This is a genomic window from Rhizobium sp. WSM1328, from assembly GCF_057653715.1.
In genome coordinates, this window is record NZ_JBYGKO010000003.1 from 86,445 (window position 1) to 109,487 (window position 23,043).

The following is a 23,043-nucleotide window of genomic DNA, read 5'->3' on the forward strand; positions in this document are numbered from 1 at the left end:
TGGAATGCGGGCTGCATGGCCGAGGCATTCGCCGGATGTCAGAGCACAAGAATGAAGCTCACGACCTTGCGACGATCCCCTGGAGGTTTCGGCGACTGATGATCAAGTAAGGCCGATACGATCGGCACCTTCTAATCGAAAGGCGGGCTAAGATGTCCATGCTGCCAGGCACGAAGGATAATCTTCATTGCCTTGACACATCCGCGATGGGAAGTGTGTTTCGCGCCCGCCCTCATCCGATTCCCGGTGGAAGAATAAGCGCCGGGAAACTGACGGGCGAAAGTCTTGTGCCTGCTTCTCATCAAGCCGAATGCAAAAAGTAATGGCGTATCCTGTTTCGCCCCGCCCGCCGCAGCGCCAGGTTTTCGTTTCTACCCCTGGAAGCCAAAGGCACGATCAACTTTCCTAAGAGCCAATCAAAAGCGGCTTCTTGTCGTTGCCTTTTTTCATGAGAACGCCGGTATCCGGACCGAACATCAGGTAGAGCGGAAGTATGCTCGCTCCGAGCGCGGAACCCCGGGCTCCCAGGGCACCGGCGGTGATCGTGGGTGCGATCAAGCCGGGGGGGACCATCTCTGAAAAACATTGCCGGACGCGGGCAACGGTTTCCATCAGCAGTGGAGCGGGGAGAAGCCCGTCGATGACAACCGCTTCGACATCGATGACGGCAATGCTTCCGATAATCGCCTGGGCAAGAGCATCCGCGCAGTCGTCCTGCCACTCGGAAACAAATGTGCGCGCGGCTGGCGGCATCGGGTCGAGATCACGGACCCGCCTGATGTCTATACCGTTGGTCCTGAGATGATGGACGAGGGTATAGATTGAGGCACGATGAAGCAGGACTTCGAATTTTCCGGCCGGCTTGGGAACGGAGCTTAGCGTCGAATGTGTCACCGGGAACGGCCCGTAAGCTGCGGTATTGCCGTTCGGACCAGTCTGCAGGGTCCCATCGAGGACAAGGCCGCCGCCGACGAATGTGCTGAGTGAGATGTGGAGGAAGTCAGAAAATTTCTTACCCAACCCGTACACCAATTCCGCGACGGCAGCTGCCGACGCGTCATTCTCGATCATGACAGGAAGACTGTGGGTGTCGGCAAAATGGCCCTTCAGGTCAAAGGACCGCCAGGCCAGTTGGACATCACCGGGAAATCCGAGCTCCTCGTCCCATCCACCAATGAAATAAGGGGCGGAAATCCCGATGCCGATCAGGCGCGAGCTATGAACAGCGCCAAGCTGTGACTTGAAACGCCCGATGGCGGCAGCGCCTAGGCGCTTTATGCTATCGGGATCCGGATGATCGTAGTCGTGGGTCTCGAACGCGGAGATTTGCCCCGCAAAGTCGATTAGGATGGCATCCATCGCTCTGCGGCCGATATGAAAGCCGATCGAATAAGCCCCGGTGCTCGCAAGCCCGTACATTGCAGACGGCTGGCCCTTGCCGCCGAAGCGCTTGCCATTTTCGACCAGATAGCCACCTGCGACAAGAGCCTCAACGATCGCTGCAACAGCTGGTGGGGTAAGATGTGCGAACCGCGCGATCTCCGCCTTGGATGCTTGGCCAAAGCGTCGCACTGCGTCCAGAACAACGCGCTCGTTGTAGTGGCGAAGCTGGACGGAATTACTGCCTTTTCCTGCCATGCGATCCAACCGTGAAAGGACCATTCAAAAGCACGTTGCTTTAAGTGCCAGCACCGGTAACGCGACCGCTGAATTTACGCAACTATCGCGCAGGCCAGGACGCTGTCTCTAGAGGCCATCTTTAAAATGTGGGTTGACCACAATCAAGCATTATTATAGTAAACTGCTTTAATAAATGCCCGATGGGAGTTGGGTGGAGTTGTCTGCCCTAGGGGGTCGGAGGAGGCACCAGGAATGGCTCGCTGCGCGTGGTTGGAAATTCTCGTCATTCCGGATGCGCCGGATGCTTGATGTTTCAGGCAGACCAAAAGCTGCTGGGACGAGGACGACCGGCCAAGTCGTCGCGTCGCTCGAGGGCGTCACGAAGGTCTTTGGTGGCACCGTCGCTGTCGCAAATGTGTCGATTGAACTGCGGGCAGGAGAGGTGCTTGCCCTGCTTGGAGAGAACGGTGCAGGCAAAAGCACATGCGTCAAGCTTCTGGCCGGCGTCCATCGGCCAGATGGCGGCCAGGTCGTCATGCTGGGCAAGCCCGTTGCGTTCGCGTCTCCACTGGAGGCGCAGCGTGCCGGTGTCGCCGTCATGCATCAGCATCCAGGTCTTTTTCCCGATCTCAGCATCGCCGAAAATCTCTTCATCGGGCAGACCGGGTTACGCTGGAAACTTGACCACAGGCAGATGCAAAGCGAGGCTGCGCGCCTTCTGACGCTCGTCGGCCTCGACGTGGATGTCACAGCCCCTTTGGGGCGGCTGCGGACATCCGAGCAGCAGCTCGTCGAAATTGCCCGTGCGCTTTCGCTCGACGCACGCGTTTTGATCATGGACGAACCAACAGCAGCCTTGTCGCAGAGAGAGGTGGAACGGTTGTTTACGGTTGTGGACAATCTCCGCCCGCAAGGGGTGGCGATGATGTTCGTTGGCCATCGCATGGACGAGATCTATCGCGTCGCCGATCGTATCGCCGTCCTGCGTGATGGTCGCCATGTCGGAACGGAGATTGCGGCGGATCTATCCCGTGAACGTGCCGTTCAGATGATGGTCGGGCGTTCCCTGGATGGGCTCTATCCTCGCAACAACACGGCGCCTGGCGATGTGGTTCTTGACGTCAGGGGACTGTCCTGTGACGGTTCGTTCCAGGATGTGTCGTTTCAACTGAGAGCTGGCGAAATCCTGGGGTTCGGCGGATTGGTCGGCAGTGGCCGGACCGAGATCGCCCGGGTCCTGTTTGGCATCGATCAGCCGACAGGGGGGACGATTGCAATCGATGGCAAAACAATGCGCTTTGCCTCGCCGAAAGATGCCATGGGCAACGGCATAGCCTATGTTTCCGAAGACCGGATCGGGCAGAGCCTGGTTATGGACTTCCCTATTCTGAACAACGCGTCGTTGACTGTGCTCGACAAGGCGACCCGAGGCGGGTTGATGTCGCGCGAAAAGGAAATTGGCATTGCAAAGCCGTTTCTTGACCGTCTTCGGCTGCGTTTCAAGTCCTTCGATCAGCCGGTCGGCGCGCTGTCCGGCGGCAACCAGCAAAAAGTCGTTCTGGCAAAATGGCTAGCGACCAATCCTCGCATCCTAATCCTCGACGAGCCGACGCAAGGCATCGACGTTCAGACCAAGGCCGATGTCCATGCGATGATGACCGATCTCGCCGCCAAAGGCATGGCGATCATCCTGATCTCATCCGAACTGCCGGAACTGCTTGGCATGGCCGACCGCATGATCGTGCTGAGGGAAGGCTCGGTCACGGCCGAGTTTCGGCACGATGAGGCCACGCAGGAAAAGGTGATCGGTGCAGCGACCGACGCGATCGTGAAGAAGATGGATGGCGAGATCGTTGCCCAGCCGGTCCCGCATCTGGACGAAAACTCGGTGATCCCGGAAAGAGCAGCGCAGGGCACATGGCGGCGGGTTCTGGCCCGCCGGGAATTGGGGCTCTTTGCGGCCATTGCGGCTGTCGTCATTCCCATTTCGATATTGAACATACGCATGCTGAGCGGCGCAAACCTGTCCGCCCTGGCAATGGACGCCGGCCTTCTGATGATCGTCGCCGTCGCCCAGATGCTTGTCGTGATCACCCGCAGCATCGATCTTTCCGTGGCCGCGATCATCGGTCTTGCAGCCTATGGAGCGGCCTCGACGATCCATCTGCATCCCGAGATCGGCGTGGTGGGTGGTGTCGCCCTGGCTTGCACGATCGGGCTCGCCGCAGGCTTCCTGAACGGGCTCATCGTGACCTACGGTCGCGTGCCGGCCATCGTCGTCACGCTCGGCACCATGTCGATCTTCCGGGGCATCAACAGCCTTTGGGCCGGCGGAACGCAGGTGAGCGCCGACCAGGTGCCGCAAGCCTGGCTTGATATGACGGCAGCGAATATTTTCGGAGTTCCGGCTGTGCTCCTGATCGCCATCGCCACCCTGCTCGTCGTTGCCTATATCCTCCGCAATACCTCGATCGGCAGGGAACTGTTTGCCATCGGTTCCAATCCCGGTGGAGCGAGCCTCATCGGCATTCCCTCGCGTGCGCGCATCCTGATGGCCTTTTCAGCAGCCGGGCTTCTGGCCGGGTTCGATGGTGCGCTCTGGGCGTCCCGCTATGCCACGGTCGATGCACGCGTTGCCTACGGTTTCGAGTTGACCGTGATTGCGGCTGTCGTCGTCGGGGGCATTGCCGTTCGTGGCGGCTCCGGCACGGTGCTGGGCGTCGCGGCCGGCGCCCTGATGCTGCTCATCATCAACAACGGGCTGACGCTCGTGCGTGTCGATCCCCTTTGGCTGCAAGGGGTCTATGGCCTCGTCATTCTCGCCGCCATCGGCATCGACGCGCTCGTCGCCCGCCGCGCCGCCGGCAAGTGCAAGGGAGCACATCGATGAGCGGAAACTCTGAGCGCAATCCCGACTTCGTCACCCGCTTTGCCAACTGGGACAATTTCCTGGCGGTGCTGACGATCGCCGTTGTCGCCTACGCTCTCTTGGGCGTGCCGAACTTCGCTTCCGTCTTCAATATTTCGCAGGCTGTTGCCGGCATTTCAGAGCGCGCGCTCATCGTATTGCCAATGGTGCTGCTGATCATCGCGCGCGAAATCGACCTGTCCGTCGGCAGTATATTGGCTCTCACCAGCGTGATCTTCGGCTTGCTCGTCCAGCACGGCGCGCCACTCCTGCTGGCCATTCCGGTCACGCTGGTCGCCGGCGGAATTTGCGGCGGTTTTAACGGCGTGCTAGTCACGAAGCTCGGGCTTCCATCGCTTGTCGTCACGCTCGGAACCATGGCCCTGTTTCGCGGCATTGCCTACATTCTCCTCGGCTCGGACTCGATCAACGACTTTCCCGACAGCTTCCTTGATTTCGGTATCGATACTGTTGGCACATCGCCGGTGCCGCTGACCATCCTTCCCTTTCTGCTGCTTGCCCCGGTTTTCGCCATAGCGCTTCAAAAGATGCCGCTCGGCCGACGCATCTATGCGATCGGCGGAAGTCCCGACGCTGCGAGCTATTCCGGCATTCGTCTCGCCCGAACGGTGTTTGGCTTGTTCGTCACATCAGGGGTGGTTTGTGCGGCGGCTGGCATGGTCTACGCGGCGCGGCTTGCAAATGCTCGCGCCAACAACGCAGTCGGTATCGAGCTCGACGTTATCACCATCGCGCTTCTGGGCGGGATCAGCGTCTTCGGCGGGCGTGGCCGGCTGACCGGCGTGCTGTGGGCACTTCTGCTGGTCGCCACCATTCGCAACGTCCTTGGGCTGCTGCAGATCGGCGGCGACGCGCAGGGGACGGTCATCGGCCTTCTGCTCATCGTTTCGCTGTTGGCCAGCAATGCGGCGGAACGCGTCTTCGCCAGCGTTCGAACGCGATATTTCAAAGTCAAAACAGGCGAGTAGTTCCGGGGCTAGCCTGCTTCACCGAACCGGATATCTTGAGGAGGAACCGACATGACATCGCATCTTTTCAAAACTCTACTTGTCGCGGGCAGCTTGATCGCCAGCATCGCGGCGGCAAACGCGCAGGAATGCGCCAAGGAACCGGTCACGGTCGGCTTCCTGCCCAAGCTCGACACAGACCCCTATTTCCAGGTTGCACAAACAGGTGCGGAAGAGGCTGCAAAGGAGATCGGCGGCAAGGCGATCAAGCAGGCTCCGTCGCAGGCAACCGCCGAGGCGCAGATCGATTTCATCAACAATCTAGTTTCGCAGAAAGTCGGTGTCATCGCGATCTCCGCCAACGACGCCAATGCCGTGGCCCCCGCCTTGCGCCGCGCGGCCAAGCAGGGTGTGAAAGTCGTATCCTATGATTCCGACGTATCGACTGCCGCCCGTTCCGTCTTCCTCAATCAGGCGGCCGGCGACAGCCTGGCCGAAATGATGCTGGAATCGATGGGGCAGATGATCAACTATGACGGCGAGTTTGCGATCCTGTCCTCGACCCCGACGGCCACGAACCAGAATGCCTGGATCGACTTCATGAAGAAGACGATGGCGGGCGACAAGAAATACTCCAAGATGAAGCTCGTTCAGGTCGCCTATGGCCAGGAGAGCGAGCAGGTCAATCAGCAGCAGGCGCTGGCCTTGGCGCAGGCATTTCCGAACCTCAAGGGCATCATCATCCCGGCCGGCATCGGCTTGCCCGCAGCTGCCCGTGCAATGGACCAGGCGGGCCTTCTCGGCAAGGTCAAGCTGACCGGTCTGGCGCCGGCAACCCTCATTAAGAAGTATATCCAGAACGGCTCCGTTCAGGATATCTGGTGGAACGTCAAGGATCTCGGCTACCTCACCTACTATGCGGCCCAGGCTGTCGCGCAGTGCAAATTGACGGGCAAGGAGGGCGAGACCTTCGAAGCAGGCAGGCTCGGTTCCTACAAGGTTGGAGCTAACGGCGAAGTTCTTCTTGGACCTGCGGATATCGTGACGCCGGCAAACGTCGAAGAATTCAAGTTCTGAAATCCGTCGACGTGATGGGTGGCGCCGCAGTGGCACCACCCAATTCAACTGACATCGGGAGACCACCATGAAGCCAGTTCTGCTTGCCGGCGAGACATTTCACGTCACCTCCTTTGCCTCCAAGGGATATGAAGTTGGAGCGTCTGCGCGATATTCGAACGGTGCCGAGCGCTATATTCAGGGCCTTGCGGCGCATGGCGTCGTGGTCGTCCAGATCGGCGGCGAGCGTTGCGAAAGCGAATTTCCGACGACGATGGACGGACTTGACGCCTATTCCACGGTCGTGTTGTCCGACGTGGGCGCGCTGTCGCTTCTCTACACCCCGCAGACGAGGGCAGGCCGCCGCTCGGTGAACCGCCTCGAGCTTCTGAGGGAGTGGGTGGATAAAGGTGGGGCGCTGATGATGGCAGGCGGATATTGCAGTTTTCAAGGCATCGATGGTCTTGCCATGTTCCGCGGCACGGCGGTGGAGGAATGCCTGCCTATCGAGTGTTTTCCCGGACCGGATGGCTTGGAGGCGCCAGAGGGCCTGGATCCGGTCATTCATGAAATCAGTCATCCGATACTGGCAGGAGTGCCATCGCCGATACCTTATGTCCTTGGCATGAACCGCGTTGCCGCACGCGGCGACATGGAGACGAAAACACTGATCCATTGCGGCCATCGCACCGGACAAATGCCGCTCCTATCGGTTCGCGACTACGGCGCCGGTCGGACTCTAGCTTGGACGACCGACATCGGTCCTCACTGGCTGTCCCAGGACTTCATGCAATGGCCCGGTTACGATCTGCTGATGGCCAACATGATCCGCTGGCTCGCTCGAGAAATTTAGGGTGATGGTTCGAACGACGGCGAGCGCCGAAAATCTCCCGCAGTTTCTTTGAAGCAAGGTGCGGTCACTCGTCAGGGACGCCCTGCCTGAGCTCGGCTTTACTCGTCCACGGAGGACATCCGCACTCCGGACAGAATCGGCGTCCACCATGATCGACAGTGCCGCCTTCGCTCTCGAACTGACCGGCCGGCCATATGGCGAAGTAGGTGAATGCGGCGGGTCCCCTGCCGTTAGTCGGTACAGTGACAGATGCCGACCCGCGTTGGGCACAGTGATGGCAATGCGCACATTTCCGCAGAGGCAGGATTCTGCCAGGACGCCCATCAACCGTTGCCTATTCGTCGTCGACGACTTCGGTATCGGGGCGGTCGCCGCCATCGGCATGTTCCGTCTGCCACCGACCATCGGCGAGCTGATATGAAATTTCGGCATCGCGGCCTTCAATGTGCTGGCGCTGGGCCGCCGACTTGGCGGCAGCGAGCGCGCTATCGTGGTCCGAATAGGTCTCCGACCAGACGTCTCCCAGGCGGTAGGCGAAGCCGCCGTCATGCTCGCCGACATGGTAGGTGATAGTCGTCATGCTGTTCCCCTCATTGGCGTCGATATAAATTAGGGCGCAGCGCCAACATTCCAATCGCGCGGCCATAGGCCGTCGGCGACAATTATGCCGCGCTACGGTGAGCTGAGACATGCGTCAAGATGGCAGCGTAATGTAGAAAAACCGATGTCCGAAAGGACTTGAGCTCTGTCGCGTTCGAAAGGACGCGGATGGCGATGTTAGTAGCCGACGTCCGATAGCCTCCGCGCCAGGTCGGGTTCATACTCTATTCAGCGACGATCGCTGCCTCATCCGTTACTTTGCAAGCGCTGGCATTGCTCTCATCCTACTCAATCGTAGGAGAACCGCGAAGGCGGCCAGGCTCAGCACAGGGACGAGAAAACAGCAAATCACCTATAAGGGGATCGGCGCTCTCGGCGCCGTCAGCGCGCAGTATCGATGCGCTGGTTGCAAGGCGGGTGCGGCAAACGCGATCGCGGTCAAGCTCGCGACCGGTGAGACGTCGATTGATCTCGATCCCGCCCTGATCGAAGATTCGTTCGTGACGGACCGGTTGGCGCAAAATGGTGAACGATTTTCGCGAATTGCTTGAGGCGATCTGCCTGCGCGGTCAAGATTTGCCGATCCTCGTCCGTCCGCCACCGGAGAATGATGGCAGTTGACGCGAAACGGTTTTTGACGATACGGCAACGCGATAGGCCGAATGGCGGATGGTCGGTCAATAAGGCGGAAGAACTGCGGAGCATGGATTTGAAACGGGCGGTGGATTTTTTCCTGGCTTTGATTGCGGCGGCGATCCTGCTCGTTCCAATCCTTGTCGTCGCTCTTTGTGTTCGCCTTACCTCGCCGGGACCGATCTTCTATTGGTCAAAACGTGTCGGCCGTTTCAATCAGATCTTCCTGATGCCGAAATTTCGCAGCATGCGCGTCGACACACCGACGGTTGCCACGCATCTGCTCGAAAATCCAGATCGGTTTCTGACACCCATCGGCTCGTTTCTGCGCAAATCCAGCCTCGACGAACTGCCACAGCTCTGGTGCATTCTCGAGGGGAAGATGAGTTTCGTCGGGCCACGGCCGGCACTCTACAATCAATATGATCTGATAGAGTTGCGCACCGCCCATGGTGTCGACAAGCTCCTGCCCGGATTGACGGGATGGGCGCAGATCAATGGCCGGGACGAATTGCCGATTCCAGAGAAGGTAAAATTCGATGTCGAATATCTCGAACGTCGCTCGTTCGGCTTCGACATAAACATCCTGTTTATGACTGCCGAGAAGGTCATCCGCCGTAAGGGCATACGGCATTAGGTTACCTACTTCTGATAGATAAGTCGGTGCAGAAGACCTTGATTTCCGATTATTTCAGTTGCGCTCGTTGCAGAAAGCGACAAGAAGGTGGTTGTCTATTGATCTGCGAGACGCTGGTAAGCAATGCCTGAAAATACGCCCACTGAGACGCCGCGCTCGGGATGGTTCTTAATGCCGCTGCAAGCGCTTGTCGCCCCTCTGCTGGCGATGCCGCGTGTTGCCAAACGCGCCCTGGCTTTGCTGGTGGATTCCAGCTTTTGTGTTCTGACCATCTGGCTCGCCTATTGCTTCCGCCTCAACGAATGGACGGTGCTGACCGGCGTGCAATGGTTGCCGGTCGTCGTTTCGTTGTGCATGGCCCTTCCCATCTTCATCGTCATGGGCATGTACCGGGCGATCTTCCGTTATGCCAATATGGCTGCTTTCATTACTGTTCTGAAGGCCATTGCGATCTACGGCTTCGCCTTCATGACGATATTTACTGCCCTCAGCGTCCCCGGTGTTCCCAGAACCGTCGGTATCCTCCAGCCCTTCCTGCTGTTGATTGCGATCGGGCTGTCGAGGTTGAGTATCCGCTACTGGCTCGGGGATGCCTACCAGCGCATCCTTCACAAGAATATGCTCGCCAAGGTGCTGATCTATGGGGCAGGGACGGCCGGGCGGCAGCTGGCCGGCGCCTTGATCAACAGTGCCGAACTCAATGTCGTCGGCTATCTGGATGATGACCCGCGTCTTAAGGGCGGCGTCATGGGTGGTTTGCCGATCTACGACCCCTCGGACCTTCCGGTGCTTGCAGAATCTCTCGGCGTGCACAACGTGCTTCTTGCTCTTCCCTCCGCATCGCGGCAGCGTCGCAATGAAATCCTGGAGCACATCCGTAAAGCCAGGGTCAATGTTCGCACGTTGCCGGATCTCACGGCCCTGGCTCAGGGACGCATCGCCGTCTCCGACATCAGAGAGCTGGAGATCGAAGATCTGCTGGGGAGGGAAGCGGTCGCACCACGGCAGGAGTTGCTCGACAAGGCGATGCGTAAAAAGGTGGTAATGGTCACGGGTGCTGGTGGCTCGATCGGCGGCGAGTTATGCCGCCAGATTCTGCGCAACGAGCCTTCAAGCCTGATCCTCATCGATCAGAACGAGTTTGCGCTTTATAATATTCATGCCGAATTGCAGAAGCTGGCCGAACTGTACAAACACGAAAATACGCAGATCGTCCCGATTCTCTGTTCTGTCCGCGATCAGGATCGCATGGAACATGTCATGCAGAGCTGGCGACCTCAGACGCTCTATCATGCAGCCGCTTACAAGCATGTTCCCCTTGTCGAACATAATGCCGTGGAAGGCATCAAGAACAATGTGATGGGTACGCTGGTCGCGGCACGCGCGGCGAATAAATGCGGCGTCTCGAATTTCGTGCTGATCAGTACAGACAAGGCCGTGCGTCCGACAAATGTGATGGGGGCCAGCAAGAGGTTGGCAGAGATGGTTCTGCAGGCGCTCGCAGCAGAATCGGCGACTGACAGAATGCGAACGAATTTTTGCATGGTCCGCTTCGGAAACGTCCTCGGCTCCTCCGGATCTGTCGTGCCGCTTTTCAGGCAGCAGATCAAGGAAGGCGGCCCCGTTACGCTGACACATCCTGATATAACCCGCTATTTCATGACCATTTCGGAAGCCTCGCAGCTCGTCATACAGGCCGGCGCGATGGCCGACGGCGGCGATGTTTTCTTGCTCGACATGGGGGAGCCCGTCCGCATCGCCGATCTCGCCCGCAAGATGGTCGAGCTTTCCGGGCTGGCCGTCCGCGACGAGAACAATCCCGAAGGCGATATCGAGCTGTCCGTTACCGGTCTTCGGCCCGGCGAGAAGCTCTACGAAGAACTTTTGATCGGCGACAACCCAGAAACAACCGAACATCCTCGCATTATGAAGGCGCGCGAGGATTTCCTCTTCTGGTCGGAGCTTTCGAAAAAGCTCAACTCGCTCAATGCGGTATTGGATCGGAACGATATGGTCGCGGCACGTGCGATGTTGGCCGAACTCGTCTCCGGCTATTCCTCAACAGGTGAGGTCTCGGATCTGGCTTTCAGCGGCGCCGAGCCAATCCGGCTGCCTCAGCCAATTCAAAGCACGTCGTAGAGTCTGCAGGCTCAAGGGATGCCAGACGTCAGCTCCGGACGACGGGGGCAAAGCGTGTGCTGCCGCGATCCGCACAAATAAGGGCGACGAGGTAAGCGAAGATCGGATCCAAAGCTTTCTGATTGAACATGATGCCAAAGCTGCCCGTGATGACGTAGCTGCTGACGAGCAGAAGAGCGAGCGCAATCGCTAAATCCCGGCCCGGTCCCGCTTCTTTTCTCAACGCGCCTATCACCGGTGTCAGCAGCATCAGCGAAAGTGCCGCAATACCGAAAACGCCGGCGTCGATTCCTGCGGTCAGAAAGCCGTTGTGGACATGCGAGTAAGGCAGCTGCGGCCTTATGTTATCGGGCAGTTCTGCCAAAACCGAACTCATCCGGTTCTGCGGGCCATAACCCGTCAACGGGTCCTTGCCAATTGCCGATAGTGCGCCTTTGTACAAGGCGAACCGGGCACTCAGCGACGTGATCTCGCCGTCGGTGCGTTCGAGCGATGTCAGATTTTCCTGAAGCGCCTGGATGCGATGGAGGATCTGGCCGCTGCCCAGGGCGATAAGTCCCGCCAACAGCAAGGAGCTGGTAATAGCCAGGCTGCGCAAACTCAGATGGAAGCTGTGCTTGCGAAAATACCAGAGGAAGATGACGATATGGATGGGAATGACCAGCCAGGCCGAGCGCGTTCCGGAAAGCAGAACGCAGCCTAGACCGGCGGCATATCCCAATATCGCAATTCTTTGCTCCACGCTTCTGGGAGATTGAACGTTGAGAAGCGCAATGCCGCCGAACAGAATACCTATCACGCCCAGGAGGGCAGCGTTGGACGTTCCAGCCTCTGCTCTCTCCATCAGAAACATGATCTGCAGTAGACTGAAAACAAAGGTGACGATCATGCCGATGCCTGCGCCGAGGATAAAGAGCGGCACGAGACGGCCATCGGGAGATTGGCGCATCCGCGGCAATATCAGCCAGACCGAGAAGAAAGGCAGGAGGCGGAATATCCAGTCCGCTACGTCGGAGTAAGGCGGATTGATGAAGATGCTGGCGATCATCACCAGCGGGTAGATTGACATGAAAATGGCAACCAGCCGGTCGGATCTCGACAGGTTCAAGGCGAGGCGGCCCGTCGCCAGACAGTAGACGCCCCACACCATCGACGCGAGGAGGATGAAGGAGTTAAAGTTCGGCGAAAGCCCTGGAAGGATTGCAAAGAGAAAGACGGCAATGCGGTTGTTTCGGTCGAGTGCGCTTCCGGCCTCATCCCCCTGACAAAGCACTGCCATCTTGAGTTGTCTAAGATAATTCACTTTGCCGGTCCTGACCGTGTCGATGCTGCCTCGCTAAGGATCGCGATCACAGCTGTCAAGCTGTGATGAGGGTGCAATCTATGGCTTTATTCGACGTGGTATTCCAGCAACAGGCGTCCGGACAGACGTGGTTCCATTCGATGATCAGTGGAAAATGGCTGCGACGGTAAGTCCGGCCTCAACAGAAAACACGTTTGAAGTGCGGGCTTGAAGGTTGATAGCAAGCAGCCGACGGGCGTTGCCGAGAGAAGAGGAGGCGGCGACATCCAGATCGGCACGGCTGGTCGAAGAACCGATGCATGCGCCTCGTTGAAGTGAAGCGGCGGCCGCTATCGCCAATATGGGCGTGTCGAACCTTCCGCCGATGATCGACCAAGGAGATATCCAAGCCCGAATGCGACAATGCCGGTGGTGAGCAGCAATGCGCTTGCAGTGCGCGGGTGCTCTCTGGCACCGAAGGCGACGGCATAAGCCTCACGCTTCATCTCTTTGGCCGCTGACTTTGCCACCTTGGTCAATCCCTCCGGCTGCTCAGTGGGCGTTCCGGTAAATCCGGCGTTCAAGTTCTGTTTGTCGACCATGTCGGGTACCTTTCTGAAATTGGCAAGAGGTCTGAGATTGGCGCGAGCCGGAAAGTTCAATCCTGCTCGCGTGTGCCGGGGGAGGCTTCGCGTTGATCGGCGTCCTCGAGATCGGTCTTGACGAGAAATGTATCCGTATGTTGGCGCGAAGCTTCTCGCAATGCTGCGAGGTTTGGAGGATTGTCGGCTTCACCCTGCTGTGCATCGAGTTCATGTTCAGCCAGGCTCCAGTGATGCCCGTGCTTGCCTTCCGGCCTCCCTTCCTTCTCCCACAGGGAATATGCCCTTTTTCGGATCTCTTCCTCGCGGCCTGCTGCCGGCGATCCGCCGCTCTGGCGGCTGACTTCCTTTGAGGCTCGCGGAGTCGCTTTCCGTCTGCCTGCCTCCGCGGCGGGTCGAACTCCCGGTCGGGCGCCATCGGTTGTATTTTCGCTCGTTTCGGGTCGTGCTGGCTTTTTCATAAAAGTCTCCTTGCGGATCTCAACCAACTTGGCCGATCTAAGTTCCAAATAAAGAGCGCCTTGGTGCAGAGATCGGGTGTCCATTTTCTGCGAGGTCTGCCGTTCACCCGGGCTTCGCACCGTAATTGCCGTTCCATGTTCTTGCCTCGAGCCTACGGCACGCGGGTGGACTTGCTCAATTCGCGAGGCGCCGAACCTTGAGTGGCATGTCTTGGCACGGCAACAAAACTGATATACTAGTATGCCACAGAAATTCAGCGTCCTGGTATATCCATGCGGCAAGCATCAGAAACTGAAGTTTTGGTCGCCCCGGCTTTGCGGGAGGTCGGGGGCAGGCTGCGCCGGATCACCACAGCCGGCGCCATCTACGATCGCCTCTATGCAGACATCGTGTCGCTGCGGATGCCGCCCGGTATGCTGCTGCAGGAAAAGCGGATCGCCGATGATTTCGGCGTTAGCCGCACGCCGGTGCGCGAGGCGCTGCTCCGGCTTTCCGAAGGCGGACTGATCGATATCTACCCACAATCGGGCACCGTCGTGTCGCGGGTGCCGGTCTCGGCGATCCCTGAGGCAGTTGTCGTGCGCAAGGCGCTTGAAGGCACGACGGTCGAGGCTGCGGCGCTGACCGCCTCCGCCACCGATATCGCCCGTCTCGACGCCATCATTGCCCGCCAGCAGGCCCATGCCGCGACTGGCAATGCCTCGAGCTTCCATGAGGAGGATGAGGCCTTCCACGAGGCGATTGCGCAGATATCAGGTTATCCCGGCATTTGGGCAATTCTGAAAACGGTCAAGGTGCAGATCGACCGGGCACGGCGGCTGACGTTGCCGGTGCTCGGGCGTATGGATACCGTAGTGCAGGAACACATGATCATCCGCGATGCACTCGCCGCTCATGATGCGGCGGCTGCGCGCAACGCGATGATCCATCACCTAAGCGCCGTCATTCCCGATGTCGACGAACTGCGCGCGCGTTACCCCGATTATTTCTGCTGACGGCAGGCCAACACGAAACGAAAGACCACGGAAGGAAGAGAGATGCGACAGGGTTGGAGATGGTTCGGACCGGAAGCACCGGTGACGCTGGATGACGTCCGCCAGACGGGTGCGACGAATATCGTCTCTTCGCTGCATCAGGTGCCGATCGGCAGGGCCTGGACAGAGAAGGAGGTGCGCGAACGCCAGTCTCTGATCGAGACGACGCCGGGCGACCGTTCGCCGCTCGTCTGGTCGGTCGTTGAGAGCATCCCGATCCCCGACGCGGTCAAGCGCAAGGGCGGGGAGGCGAAGGCCGAAATCGAGGCGTGGATCGCCAGCCTCGAAGCGGTGGCTGCCTGCGGCATTCCGATCGTCTGCTATAATTTCATGCCTGTCGTCGACTGGACCCGCACCGACCTCGATTACGTGACGCCGACAGGCGCCACCGCCATGCGCTTCGATCACGAGCGTTTCGCAGCCTTCGATCTCTTCATCCTGGAGCGGCCGGATGCGGCCCAGCACTATTCCAGCGAAGACCGCGAACGGGCGCGTATCGTCTTCGAGGCGATGACGGACGACGAGATCGCCGACATTACCCGCATCATCACCTCGGCTCTGCCGGGGTCGACCACCGAACCGCTGACCATTCCGGCCTTCCGGGAAAAGCTGGTCGCCTATAGTGGCATCGATGCTGCTAGACTGCGCCGGCACCTGATCGAATTCCTGGAGGCGGTGACGCCGGCTGCCGAAGCGCGCGGCGTCAAGCTGACGCTGCATCCAGACGATCCCCCGCGTTCGCTGTTCGGTCTGCCGCGCATTGCCTCGACGGCGGACGACTATGCCGCTCTCTTCGATGCGGTGCCATCGGCGGCGAACGGCATGTGTTATTGCACCGGCAGCCTCGGCGTCCGCGCCGAAAACGACCTGCCGGCGATCGCCCGACGCTTTGCCTCGCGCATCCATTTCGCCCATCTGCGTGCCACGACGCGCGAGGGTGACGGCCGGACATTCCATGAAAGCGCGCACCTGGAAGGCGACGTCGATATGGTCGCGGTTCTCAGCGAACTGGTCGCGGAAGACCGCCGCCGCAGTCCCGAAGACACCATCGTGTTCCGATCGGACCATGGCCATCGCATGCTCGACGACCTCGACAAGGTCGTCACACCCGGCTACCCGGCGATCGGCCGCATGCGCGGCCTCGCCGAACTGCGCGGTATCCTGCATGCGCTCGGTGCGCCGCCGAACTGAGGTGTTGTCTCTGGCCGAGGAGGGGGCAAGACGTTGCCACTTGTCTCTTCTCCCCAGCGGGGAGAAGTGCCGGAGCGATAGCGAGGCGATGAGGGGGCTTCACGGCACACCGCTCAATATTGCCCTTCGCTTGCGCTCAGTGCACGCGCCCCCTCATCTGCCCTTCGGGCATCTTCTCCCCGCTGGGGAGAAGGGAGAGCAACTGCTCGCCCGTAAACAAAAACCATCGCGCTCTGAAGCCCGAGCGATGCTTCAGAGCGCGCAACCTTTCAGGAAAAGATCGGCGCACATCTTCGCCCGCGCCTGGATCGCCTCGATCTTCGGCGGCGGCTCCTGGCGCAGGATCGCCGCGCGCTGCGGCTCCATGGCCATCATGCCACGCAGCATGCCGCAGGCCAGATGCGGATCGTCGAGTGCAATGAGGCCGCGGTCGACCTGTAGGCGCAGCCAGTCTTCCATCAGCGCATTGGTGCGCAGGATCGCCCGTTCGTAGAAGGATGTGGCAATTTCAGGAAAACGGTCCGACTCGGCGATAACGAGGCGCATGATGGTGACCGTATCTTCCGAAAGCGTCAGCATGCCGTAAGCCATCAGCATGCGCTCCAGACCATCTCTCAGATCGGCAGCGGCAAGCATCGGGGGATCGAGCGCCAGTAGGAAGCGGCTGATACGCTCGGAGACCACGCTGGCGAAGAGATCGGCCTTGGTCGGAAACAGCCGGTAGAGCGTCTTTGTGGAAACACCAGCCTCCTGGGCGATCGTGGCGATGCTTGCCGCCGCGTAGCCGTTATCGTGAAACTGGGTGTCTGCCGCTTCGACGATCAGGTTCCTGGTGTCGTCGTCACAGCGTATCTGCGGCCGGCCTCTCGGCCTCTTCTCGATTTGTTGATTTTGGACCATGACGATTTTCCAAATTCATGTTGACATCCATTTTATAGTGCATATTTTAGAAAACATCAAGTTTCCTAAATTGTATTCACCCCATTAGAGGCCGCAGCCCTCGTGACAGCGACCGTCATCAGGAGAGAGACAATGACCATCAAGACGCTGCACGCCTTGAACAACAATACTGCCGTCGAAAACACTGCCGAAGCCGCACCGGCAAGCCTGGACGCCGGCCAGCCGCCGCGCGTCGCGGAAGCTGCCGCCACCGTTGCCGAGGAAAAGCCCGCCGGCAGGCGCGGCGGCCGCTCCCTGCTTCTCGGCGCCACCGCGCTCGTGCTGATCGCCGCCGGCGCCTATTACGGCCATGATTACTGGACGGTCGGTCGCTTCCATATATCGACCGACGATGCCTATGTGAAGGCCGACAACAGCACCATTGCCCCCAAGGTATCAGGCTATCTCGCCGAGGTCCTCGTCATGGATAACGAGACCGTCAAGGCCGGTCAGCCGCTCGCCCGTATCGACGATCGCGACTTCAAGGCAGCCCTCGATCAGGCCAGCGCCGATGTCGCTGCCGCCGAAGCCACCGTCAACGCCAAGCAGGCTTCTCTCGATATCCAGCAGTCGACGATTGCCGCCGCCCGCGCGACCGTCGATGTCGACCGCGCCAATGAGACCTTTGCCGAGCAGAACAACAAGCGTTATTCGAACCTCGCCACCAGCGGCTATGCCCCGGTTCAGACGGCGCAGCAGGCCGCCTCGCAGATCGCTGCCGCCCAGGCCTCGATCGTCCGCGACACCGCCTCGCTCGATGCCGCCGTCAAGCAGGTCGATCTGCTGAACGCCGAGCTGGCCCAGGCAAAGGCCGCCCTTGCCCGCAGCCAGGCTGTCCAGCACCAGGCCGAGCTCAACCTTTCCTATGCAACGATCACAGCCCCCGTCGACGGCACCGTCGGCAACCGGACGCTGCGCGTCGGCCAATATGTCCAGGCCGGCACCCAGCTGATGTCGGTCGTGCCGACGACGGCCGCCTATGTCATCGCCAACTACAAGGAAACCCAGCTCACCGACGTCAAGGCCGGCCAGCCTGTCGACATCGAGGTCGATATGTTCCCGGGCCGCACCTATCACGGCCATGTCGACAGCCTCGCTCCGGCAAGCGGCCAGGAATTCGCGCTGCTGCCGCCTGACAACGCCACCGGCAACTTCACCAAGGTCGTCCAGCGCATTCCCGTGAAGATCGTGCTCGACGGTGACGCCGCCGCCAACGGCGACCTGCGCCCCGGCATGTCCGTCCAGCCTGATATCAATACCAAGAACGACCGCAGCTAGGGCCGGGGGACAAGGAGTTCGTGTCATGTCCACCATCGCAGCAACATCAATCGCCGTTCCGCAGCCGAAAACCGGCGCCAGTACCAGGGAATGGATCGCCGTTCTCGCCGGCATGATCGGCGCCTTCATGGCGATCCTCAACATCCAGATCACCAATGCCTCGCTTCTCGACATCGAGGGAGGCATCGGAACAGGCGTCGACAACGGCGCCTGGATCTCCACCTCCTATCTGATTGGCGAGATCGTCGTTATCCCGCTGACGGCCTATTTCAGCAACGTCTTCTCTTTCCGCCGCTACATCCTCGTCAACTCAGTCCTCTTCCCGCTGTTTTCGATTGGCTGTGCCTTCGCCCATGATCTCGGCACGATGATCGTGCTGCGCGGCCTGCAGGGTTTTGCCGGCGGCGTGCTGATCCCCATGGCCTTCACCATGGTGCTGACCAAGCTGCCGAAGCACCAGCAGCCGCTCGGCCTTGCGGCCTTCGCGCTCTCGGTCACCTTCGCGCCGGCGATCGGCCCGACCATCGGCGGTTATCTCACCGAAAACTATGGCTGGCAGACGATCTTCTTCATCAACGCCATCCCCAGCGCCATCATGGCGGTCGCCCTTGCCCTGACGCTCGACAAGCAGCCGATGCAGCTCGGCCTGCTCAGGGAAGGTGACTGGGCGGGGATCATCAGCATGGCGATCGGCCTCTCGGCGCTGCAGACGGTGCTCGAAGAAGGCAACAAGGAGGACTGGTTCTCCTCGCCCTTCATCGTCAAGCTGAGCATCCTCGCCTTCGTCTTCCTCGTCGCCTTCATCTGGATCGAGCTGACGGTGGAGAAGCCGCTGGTCAAGCTGCGCCTGCTTAAGCAGCGCAATTTCGGCATCGGCGTTGCCGTCAACGTGCTGGTCGGCGTCGCCCTTTTCGGCACCGTCTATATCCTGCCGCAATATCTCGGCCAGGTGCAGCGCTATAATGCCGAGCAGATCGGCAACGTGCTGGCATGGACCGGCCTGCCGCAGCTGCTTTTGATCCCGCTCGTGCCGATGATGATGAAGCGCTTCGATGCGCGTTACATCGGCTTCCTCGGCATCTCGATCTTCGCGATCAGCTGCTTCATGAACATCACCTTGTCAGCCGATACCGCAGGCGACCAGTTCTGGATCCCGAACATCGTCCGCGCCATCGGCCAGGCGCTGGTGCTGACGCCGATCACCGCGATCACCACTGCCGGCATCGCGCCTTCGGATGCGGCCGCCGCCTCGGGCCTGACCAACATGCTGCGCAATCTCGGCGGCGCCGTCGGCACGGCAACGCTCGGCACGGTGCTGACCAAACGCGAGCAGTTTCACTCGAACATCATCGGCCAGTCGGTGACGCTCGGCCGTGACGAAGTGCGCAACCGCCTCGACCAGTTGACAGGCTACTTCCTGCAGCATGGTGTTTCCGACCATGCCGTAGCAACCCAGAAGGCTATCGTGGCGCTTGGGCAGGTCGTCAAACGCCAGGCCCTGATCCTCGGTTTTGCCGATACCTTCGCCGTCATCGGCGTGGTTCTTGCCATTGCAGCCATCGCCCTTCTGCTCACCCAAAAACCGCGGGCCGGTGGTGGCGCCGGCGCTCATTGAAGACCCCTGGCGCTCGCCCGGCTTCCCGGCGAGCGCTTCTGTCTGTCCCTATTCCGAAATTTTGACGGTGAAGGCGAAGCTCGCCACGGCGCCCGGCGCCAGGATCGTGGTCGACGGCCTCTTCGAAAGCTCGCTCGAGCCCCCCGCTTCCGCAGCCGTTCCGTGCCAGGGCTCGATGCAGAGGAAGGGCGCGCCCGGTTTGGTCCATAACGCAAGGTTGGGCAGGTTTTCGAAATGGAACTGCATGGTCGGCCCGTCTTCGGCGCCATAAGTCAGCCCTTCGCCCGCACCATCAGGGAAAATCATCGCATCCTGCTCGAACATCGAATGATCGAGCACCAGCCGGCCGGCTTTGAATGGGGAGGGCAGGGCCGCAGGGTTGATGAGGCCGCCTTCCAGCCGCACAAGCGCCGGCTCGCCTTCATTGTCGAGCGTGACGACGTGGTCGCGGCCGGAAGTACCGGGCAATGGCCAGGCGAAGGCCGAATGGAAGCCGAGACCGAAGGGCATTGCTTTCCGGTCGCGATTGGTAACCTCCGCCGTGACAGTCAACGCGTGACCCTCCACCGCATGCACGACGGCCAGCTGAAAATCGAAAGGATACACCGCCCGGGTCGCATCCGAGGCGACCAGTTCGAACCGGCACATCGTCTCGGTGGAGGCCGCAAGGGTGAATTCGCTGCGACGGGCAAAACCATGCTGGGCCATCGGATAAACCGTGCCGTCGATCGTTACCTTGTCATCCGGGGCCTTGCCGACGATCGGAAACAGGATCGGTGACCGCCCGGTCCAGAAGGCTGCGTCGCCGGTCCATAACCAAGAGCGCCCGTCGCTTGACGTGAGCGACTGCATCTCGGCGCCGAGGGAGGAGACATCGACGGTGAGATCCTGATTCCCGATCCGGATTGAGATTGGCATCGCGTTTCCTTTCGCATTGGTTCCGCATCAAGCCATACCGTTCCGCCCCGGCGATTTCCACCCAATAGCGAGGCTGGACGGCTGCCACACCAGCCGTCGCCGCGCTATTTTCGCACTGCGCCCAATCTCGCGATTACTTCGTTGGGGATGCCGTAACGCTGGATGGCGTCGCGGTTGTTGCGCAAGCCGCAGATCTCACGCTGGATGAAGAATGCCCAGACGGCGTCTGATGCTTCATTGAGAAGCCTCTCGCGTTCCTCAGCGCTCTGGCGATCGGGAGCCCAGGCCTTCAGGGCGGCAAGCGTCGCCTCCACCTTCAGTCCGTGACGTCCAAGCGAATCCGCGCGTTCCGACATCAGCTCGTATTCGAGGACGTTGAAACCGTTTTTATTCTGCTCGGATGGTCTGAAGGACTGCGGCGGACGAACGCTCATTGGCGCGAGTTCCCGTTGGTGTGAGCCGCGATATTATCCAATCCTGTTGCAAATTAAAGAAGGTGAGCATGATGTGGTTCGAAAACCGCTCAGGCTTTTCGGCATCATATTCTTGATCGAGAGGGTGGGAAACAGGGCTATCCTGCGCTTTCCCCGCATGGCATAAGCGCGCCAAAATCTCCTTCTCCAGGCGCCGCGTAAATCATGATCCGTATCGAAAATATCAGCAAGCAGCTCAGCCACCGTATCCTCTTCATCGAGGCATCCGCGGCTCTTAACAGAGGCGAGAAGATCGGCCTTGTTGGTCCGAACGGCGCCGGCAAGACAACGGTCTTCCGGATGATCAACGGCGAGGAGCAGCCCGACGAGGGGCAGGTCTCCGTCGAGAGGGGCGTCACCATCGGCTATTTCAACCAGGATGTCGGCGAGATGGCCGGCCACAGCGCCGTCGCCGAGGTGATGAACGGCGCCGGTCCGGTCAGCATCGTTGCCGGCGAATTGCGCGATCTGGAGGCGGCCATGGCCGATCCCGAACAAGCCGACAACATGGAAGAGATCATCGAGCGTTACGGCGAGGTGCAGGCGCGTTACGAGGAACTGGACGGTTATGCGCTCGAAGGCCGCGCCCGCGAAGTGCTCGCGGGGCTGAGCTTCAGCCAGGAGATGATGGACGGCGATGTCGGTGCGCTGTCGGGCGGCTGGAAGATGCGCGTGGCGCTTGCCCGCATTCTCCTCATGCGTCCCGATGTCATGCTGCTCGACGAACCGAGCAACCATCTGGATCTCGAAAGCCTGATCTGGTTGGAGGAATTCCTGAAAGGTTATGAGGGCGCGCTGCTGATGACCTCGCACGACCGCGAGTTCATGAACCGCATCGTCACCAAGATCATCGAGATCGATGCGGGCACGCTGACGGCCTATTCCGGCGACTATGAATTCTACGAGCAGCAGCGGGCGCAGAACGAGAAGCAGCAGCAGGCCCAGTTCGAACGCCAGCAGGCGATGCTCGCCAAGGAAATCAAGTTCATCGAGCGGTTCAAGGCGCGCGCCTCGCATGCCTCGCAGGTGCAGAGCCGGGTGAAGAAGCTGGAGAAGATCGACCGGGTGGAGCCGCCCAAGCGCCGCCAAATCGTTTCCTTCGAGTTCCAGCCGGCGCCGCGCTCCGGCGAAGACGTGGTCAACCTGAAGAACGTTCACAAGAAATACGGCAGCCGAAGCATCTATGAGGGGTTCGACTTCGTCGTGCGGCGCCGGGAGCGCTGGTGCATCATGGGCATCAACGGCGCCGGCAAGTCGACGCTGCTGAAGCTGGTAACGGGCTCGACCGCGCCTGATCAGGGCAGCGTTGCGCTGGGCGCCAGCGTCAAGATGGGTTATTTCGCCCAGCACGCCATGGATATTCTCGACGGCGAGCGGACCGTCTTCCAGATGCTGGAAGACCAGTTTCCCCAGGCCGGGCAGGGGCCTTTGCGCGCGCTGGCCGGATGCTTCGGTTTCTCCGGCGACGATGTCGAGAAGCGGTGCCGGGTCCTGTCAGGCGGCGAGAAGGCGCGGCTGGTCATGGCGATCATGCTGTTCGACCCGCCGAACCTGCTCGTGCTCGACGAACCGACGAACCATCTCGACCTCGACACCAAGGAGATGCTGATCAAGGCACTGTCGCAATATGAGGGCACGATGCTGTTCGTTTCGCACGATCGGCATTTCCTGGCAGCACTCTCCAACCGGGTGCTGGAACTGACGCCCGAGGGTGTCCACCAATATGGCGGCGGCTACACCGAATATGTAGCGCGCACCGGCCACGAGGCGCCCGGCCTGCGAAGCTGACGGTTTTTTGCGCAGCATGTCGAAACCGTCAGCGTCGAATCGACAAG

19 protein-coding genes are annotated in these 23,043 nt (G+C 60.1%); 11 read left to right on the forward strand and 8 right to left on the reverse strand.

Annotation, left to right across the window (positions count from 1 at the left end; all coding sequences use genetic code 11):
• Positions 1-405: 405 nt before the first annotated feature.
• Positions 406-1,638 (reverse strand): ROK family transcriptional regulator, encoded by a 1,233-nt coding sequence (locus AC2444_RS28075; RefSeq protein WP_128439962.1) that lies wholly within the window; start codon positions 1,636-1,638, stop codon positions 406-408.
• A 283-nt stretch (positions 1,639-1,921) separates the two neighbouring features.
• Here AC2444_RS28075 and AC2444_RS28080 point away from each other — a divergent pair, with 283 nt between their 5' ends.
• From AC2444_RS28080 to AC2444_RS28095, 4 genes are all read left to right on the forward strand, one after another.
• A complete protein-coding gene (locus AC2444_RS28080; protein WP_128449625.1) occupies positions 1,922-4,510 on the forward strand; it encodes an ATP-binding cassette domain-containing protein in 2,589 nt (862 codons plus the stop codon).
• On the forward strand, positions 4,507-5,517 hold the full coding sequence (locus AC2444_RS28085; protein WP_128449624.1) for an ABC transporter permease: 1,011 nt from the start codon (positions 4,507-4,509) through the stop codon (positions 5,515-5,517). Before AC2444_RS28080 ends, AC2444_RS28085 begins: the two co-directional genes overlap by 4 nt.
• A gap of 51 nt (positions 5,518-5,568) precedes the next feature.
• Positions 5,569-6,573 (forward strand): rhamnose ABC transporter substrate-binding protein, encoded by a 1,005-nt coding sequence (locus AC2444_RS28090; protein ID WP_012759921.1) that lies wholly within the window; start codon positions 5,569-5,571, stop codon positions 6,571-6,573.
• A 67-nt stretch (positions 6,574-6,640) separates the two neighbouring features.
• Positions 6,641-7,405: a glutamine amidotransferase gene (locus tag AC2444_RS28095; protein WP_128449623.1), complete on the forward strand. Its 765-nt coding sequence runs from the start codon at positions 6,641-6,643 to the stop codon at positions 7,403-7,405.
• Positions 7,406-7,739: 334 nt separating this feature from the next.
• On the opposite strand, the gene AC2444_RS28100 is transcribed toward AC2444_RS28095, so the two are convergent.
• On the reverse strand, positions 7,740-7,985 hold the full coding sequence (locus AC2444_RS28100) for a hypothetical protein (protein ID WP_012759919.1): 246 nt from the start codon (positions 7,983-7,985) through the stop codon (positions 7,740-7,742).
• A gap of 723 nt (positions 7,986-8,708) precedes the next feature.
• On the opposite strand from AC2444_RS28100, the gene AC2444_RS28105 reads away from it, so the two are divergent.
• On the forward strand, positions 8,709-9,275 hold the full coding sequence (locus AC2444_RS28105) for a sugar transferase (RefSeq protein WP_113546817.1): 567 nt from the start codon (positions 8,709-8,711) through the stop codon (positions 9,273-9,275).
• A 123-nt stretch (positions 9,276-9,398) separates the two neighbouring features.
• On the forward strand, positions 9,399-11,414 hold the full coding sequence (locus AC2444_RS28110; protein WP_128449622.1) for a polysaccharide biosynthesis protein: 2,016 nt from the start codon (positions 9,399-9,401) through the stop codon (positions 11,412-11,414).
• A gap of 28 nt (positions 11,415-11,442) precedes the next feature.
• On the opposite strand, the gene AC2444_RS28115 is transcribed toward AC2444_RS28110, so the two are convergent.
• From AC2444_RS28115 to AC2444_RS28125, 3 genes are all read right to left on the reverse strand, one after another.
• Positions 11,443-12,717, reverse strand: a complete 1,275-nt coding sequence (locus AC2444_RS28115; RefSeq protein ID WP_128449621.1) for an O-antigen ligase family protein — start codon at positions 12,715-12,717, stop codon at positions 11,443-11,445.
• Between the two features lie 329 nt (positions 12,718-13,046).
• The gene (locus AC2444_RS28120) at positions 13,047-13,298 is read right to left on the reverse strand and encodes a hypothetical protein (RefSeq protein WP_128406053.1); all 252 of its coding nucleotides are present in this window, start codon (positions 13,296-13,298) and stop codon (positions 13,047-13,049) included.
• 56 nt (positions 13,299-13,354) lie between these two features.
• Positions 13,355-13,759: a DUF2934 domain-containing protein gene (locus AC2444_RS28125; RefSeq protein WP_113546821.1), complete on the reverse strand. Its 405-nt coding sequence runs from the start codon at positions 13,757-13,759 to the stop codon at positions 13,355-13,357.
• Between the two features lie 273 nt (positions 13,760-14,032).
• On the opposite strand from AC2444_RS28125, the gene AC2444_RS28130 reads away from it, so the two are divergent.
• Positions 14,033-14,755, forward strand: coding sequence for a GntR family transcriptional regulator (locus AC2444_RS28130; RefSeq protein WP_128449620.1), 723 nt, complete (start codon positions 14,033-14,035; stop codon positions 14,753-14,755).
• A gap of 42 nt (positions 14,756-14,797) precedes the next feature.
• Entirely contained in the window at positions 14,798-15,985 is a 1,188-nt protein-coding gene (uxuA, locus tag AC2444_RS28135) for a mannonate dehydratase (RefSeq protein WP_128449619.1), read from the forward strand.
• 252 nt (positions 15,986-16,237) lie between these two features.
• Here the strand turns inward: uxuA and AC2444_RS28140 are convergent, their stop codons facing one another.
• A complete protein-coding gene (locus AC2444_RS28140; protein ID WP_128406051.1) occupies positions 16,238-16,885 on the reverse strand; it encodes a TetR/AcrR family transcriptional regulator in 648 nt (215 codons plus the stop codon).
• Positions 16,886-17,017: 132 nt separating this feature from the next.
• On the opposite strand from AC2444_RS28140, the gene AC2444_RS28145 reads away from it, so the two are divergent.
• A complete protein-coding gene (locus AC2444_RS28145; RefSeq protein ID WP_012759910.1) occupies positions 17,018-18,202 on the forward strand; it encodes an HlyD family secretion protein in 1,185 nt (394 codons plus the stop codon).
• A gap of 25 nt (positions 18,203-18,227) precedes the next feature.
• The gene (locus AC2444_RS28150) at positions 18,228-19,817 is read left to right on the forward strand and encodes a DHA2 family efflux MFS transporter permease subunit (protein WP_128449618.1); all 1,590 of its coding nucleotides are present in this window, start codon (positions 18,228-18,230) and stop codon (positions 19,815-19,817) included.
• A 48-nt stretch (positions 19,818-19,865) separates the two neighbouring features.
• Here the strand turns inward: AC2444_RS28150 and AC2444_RS28155 are convergent, their stop codons facing one another.
• Entirely contained in the window at positions 19,866-20,735 is an 870-nt protein-coding gene (locus AC2444_RS28155) for an aldose 1-epimerase family protein (protein ID WP_128449617.1), read from the reverse strand.
• A gap of 104 nt (positions 20,736-20,839) precedes the next feature.
• On the reverse strand, positions 20,840-21,169 hold the full coding sequence (locus AC2444_RS28160; protein ID WP_012759907.1) for a DUF6665 family protein: 330 nt from the start codon (positions 21,167-21,169) through the stop codon (positions 20,840-20,842).
• 204 nt (positions 21,170-21,373) lie between these two features.
• On the opposite strand from AC2444_RS28160, the gene AC2444_RS28165 reads away from it, so the two are divergent.
• On the forward strand, positions 21,374-22,996 hold the full coding sequence (locus AC2444_RS28165; RefSeq protein WP_012759906.1) for an ABC-F family ATP-binding cassette domain-containing protein: 1,623 nt from the start codon (positions 21,374-21,376) through the stop codon (positions 22,994-22,996).
• The last annotated feature ends 47 nt before the right edge of the window (positions 22,997-23,043 follow it).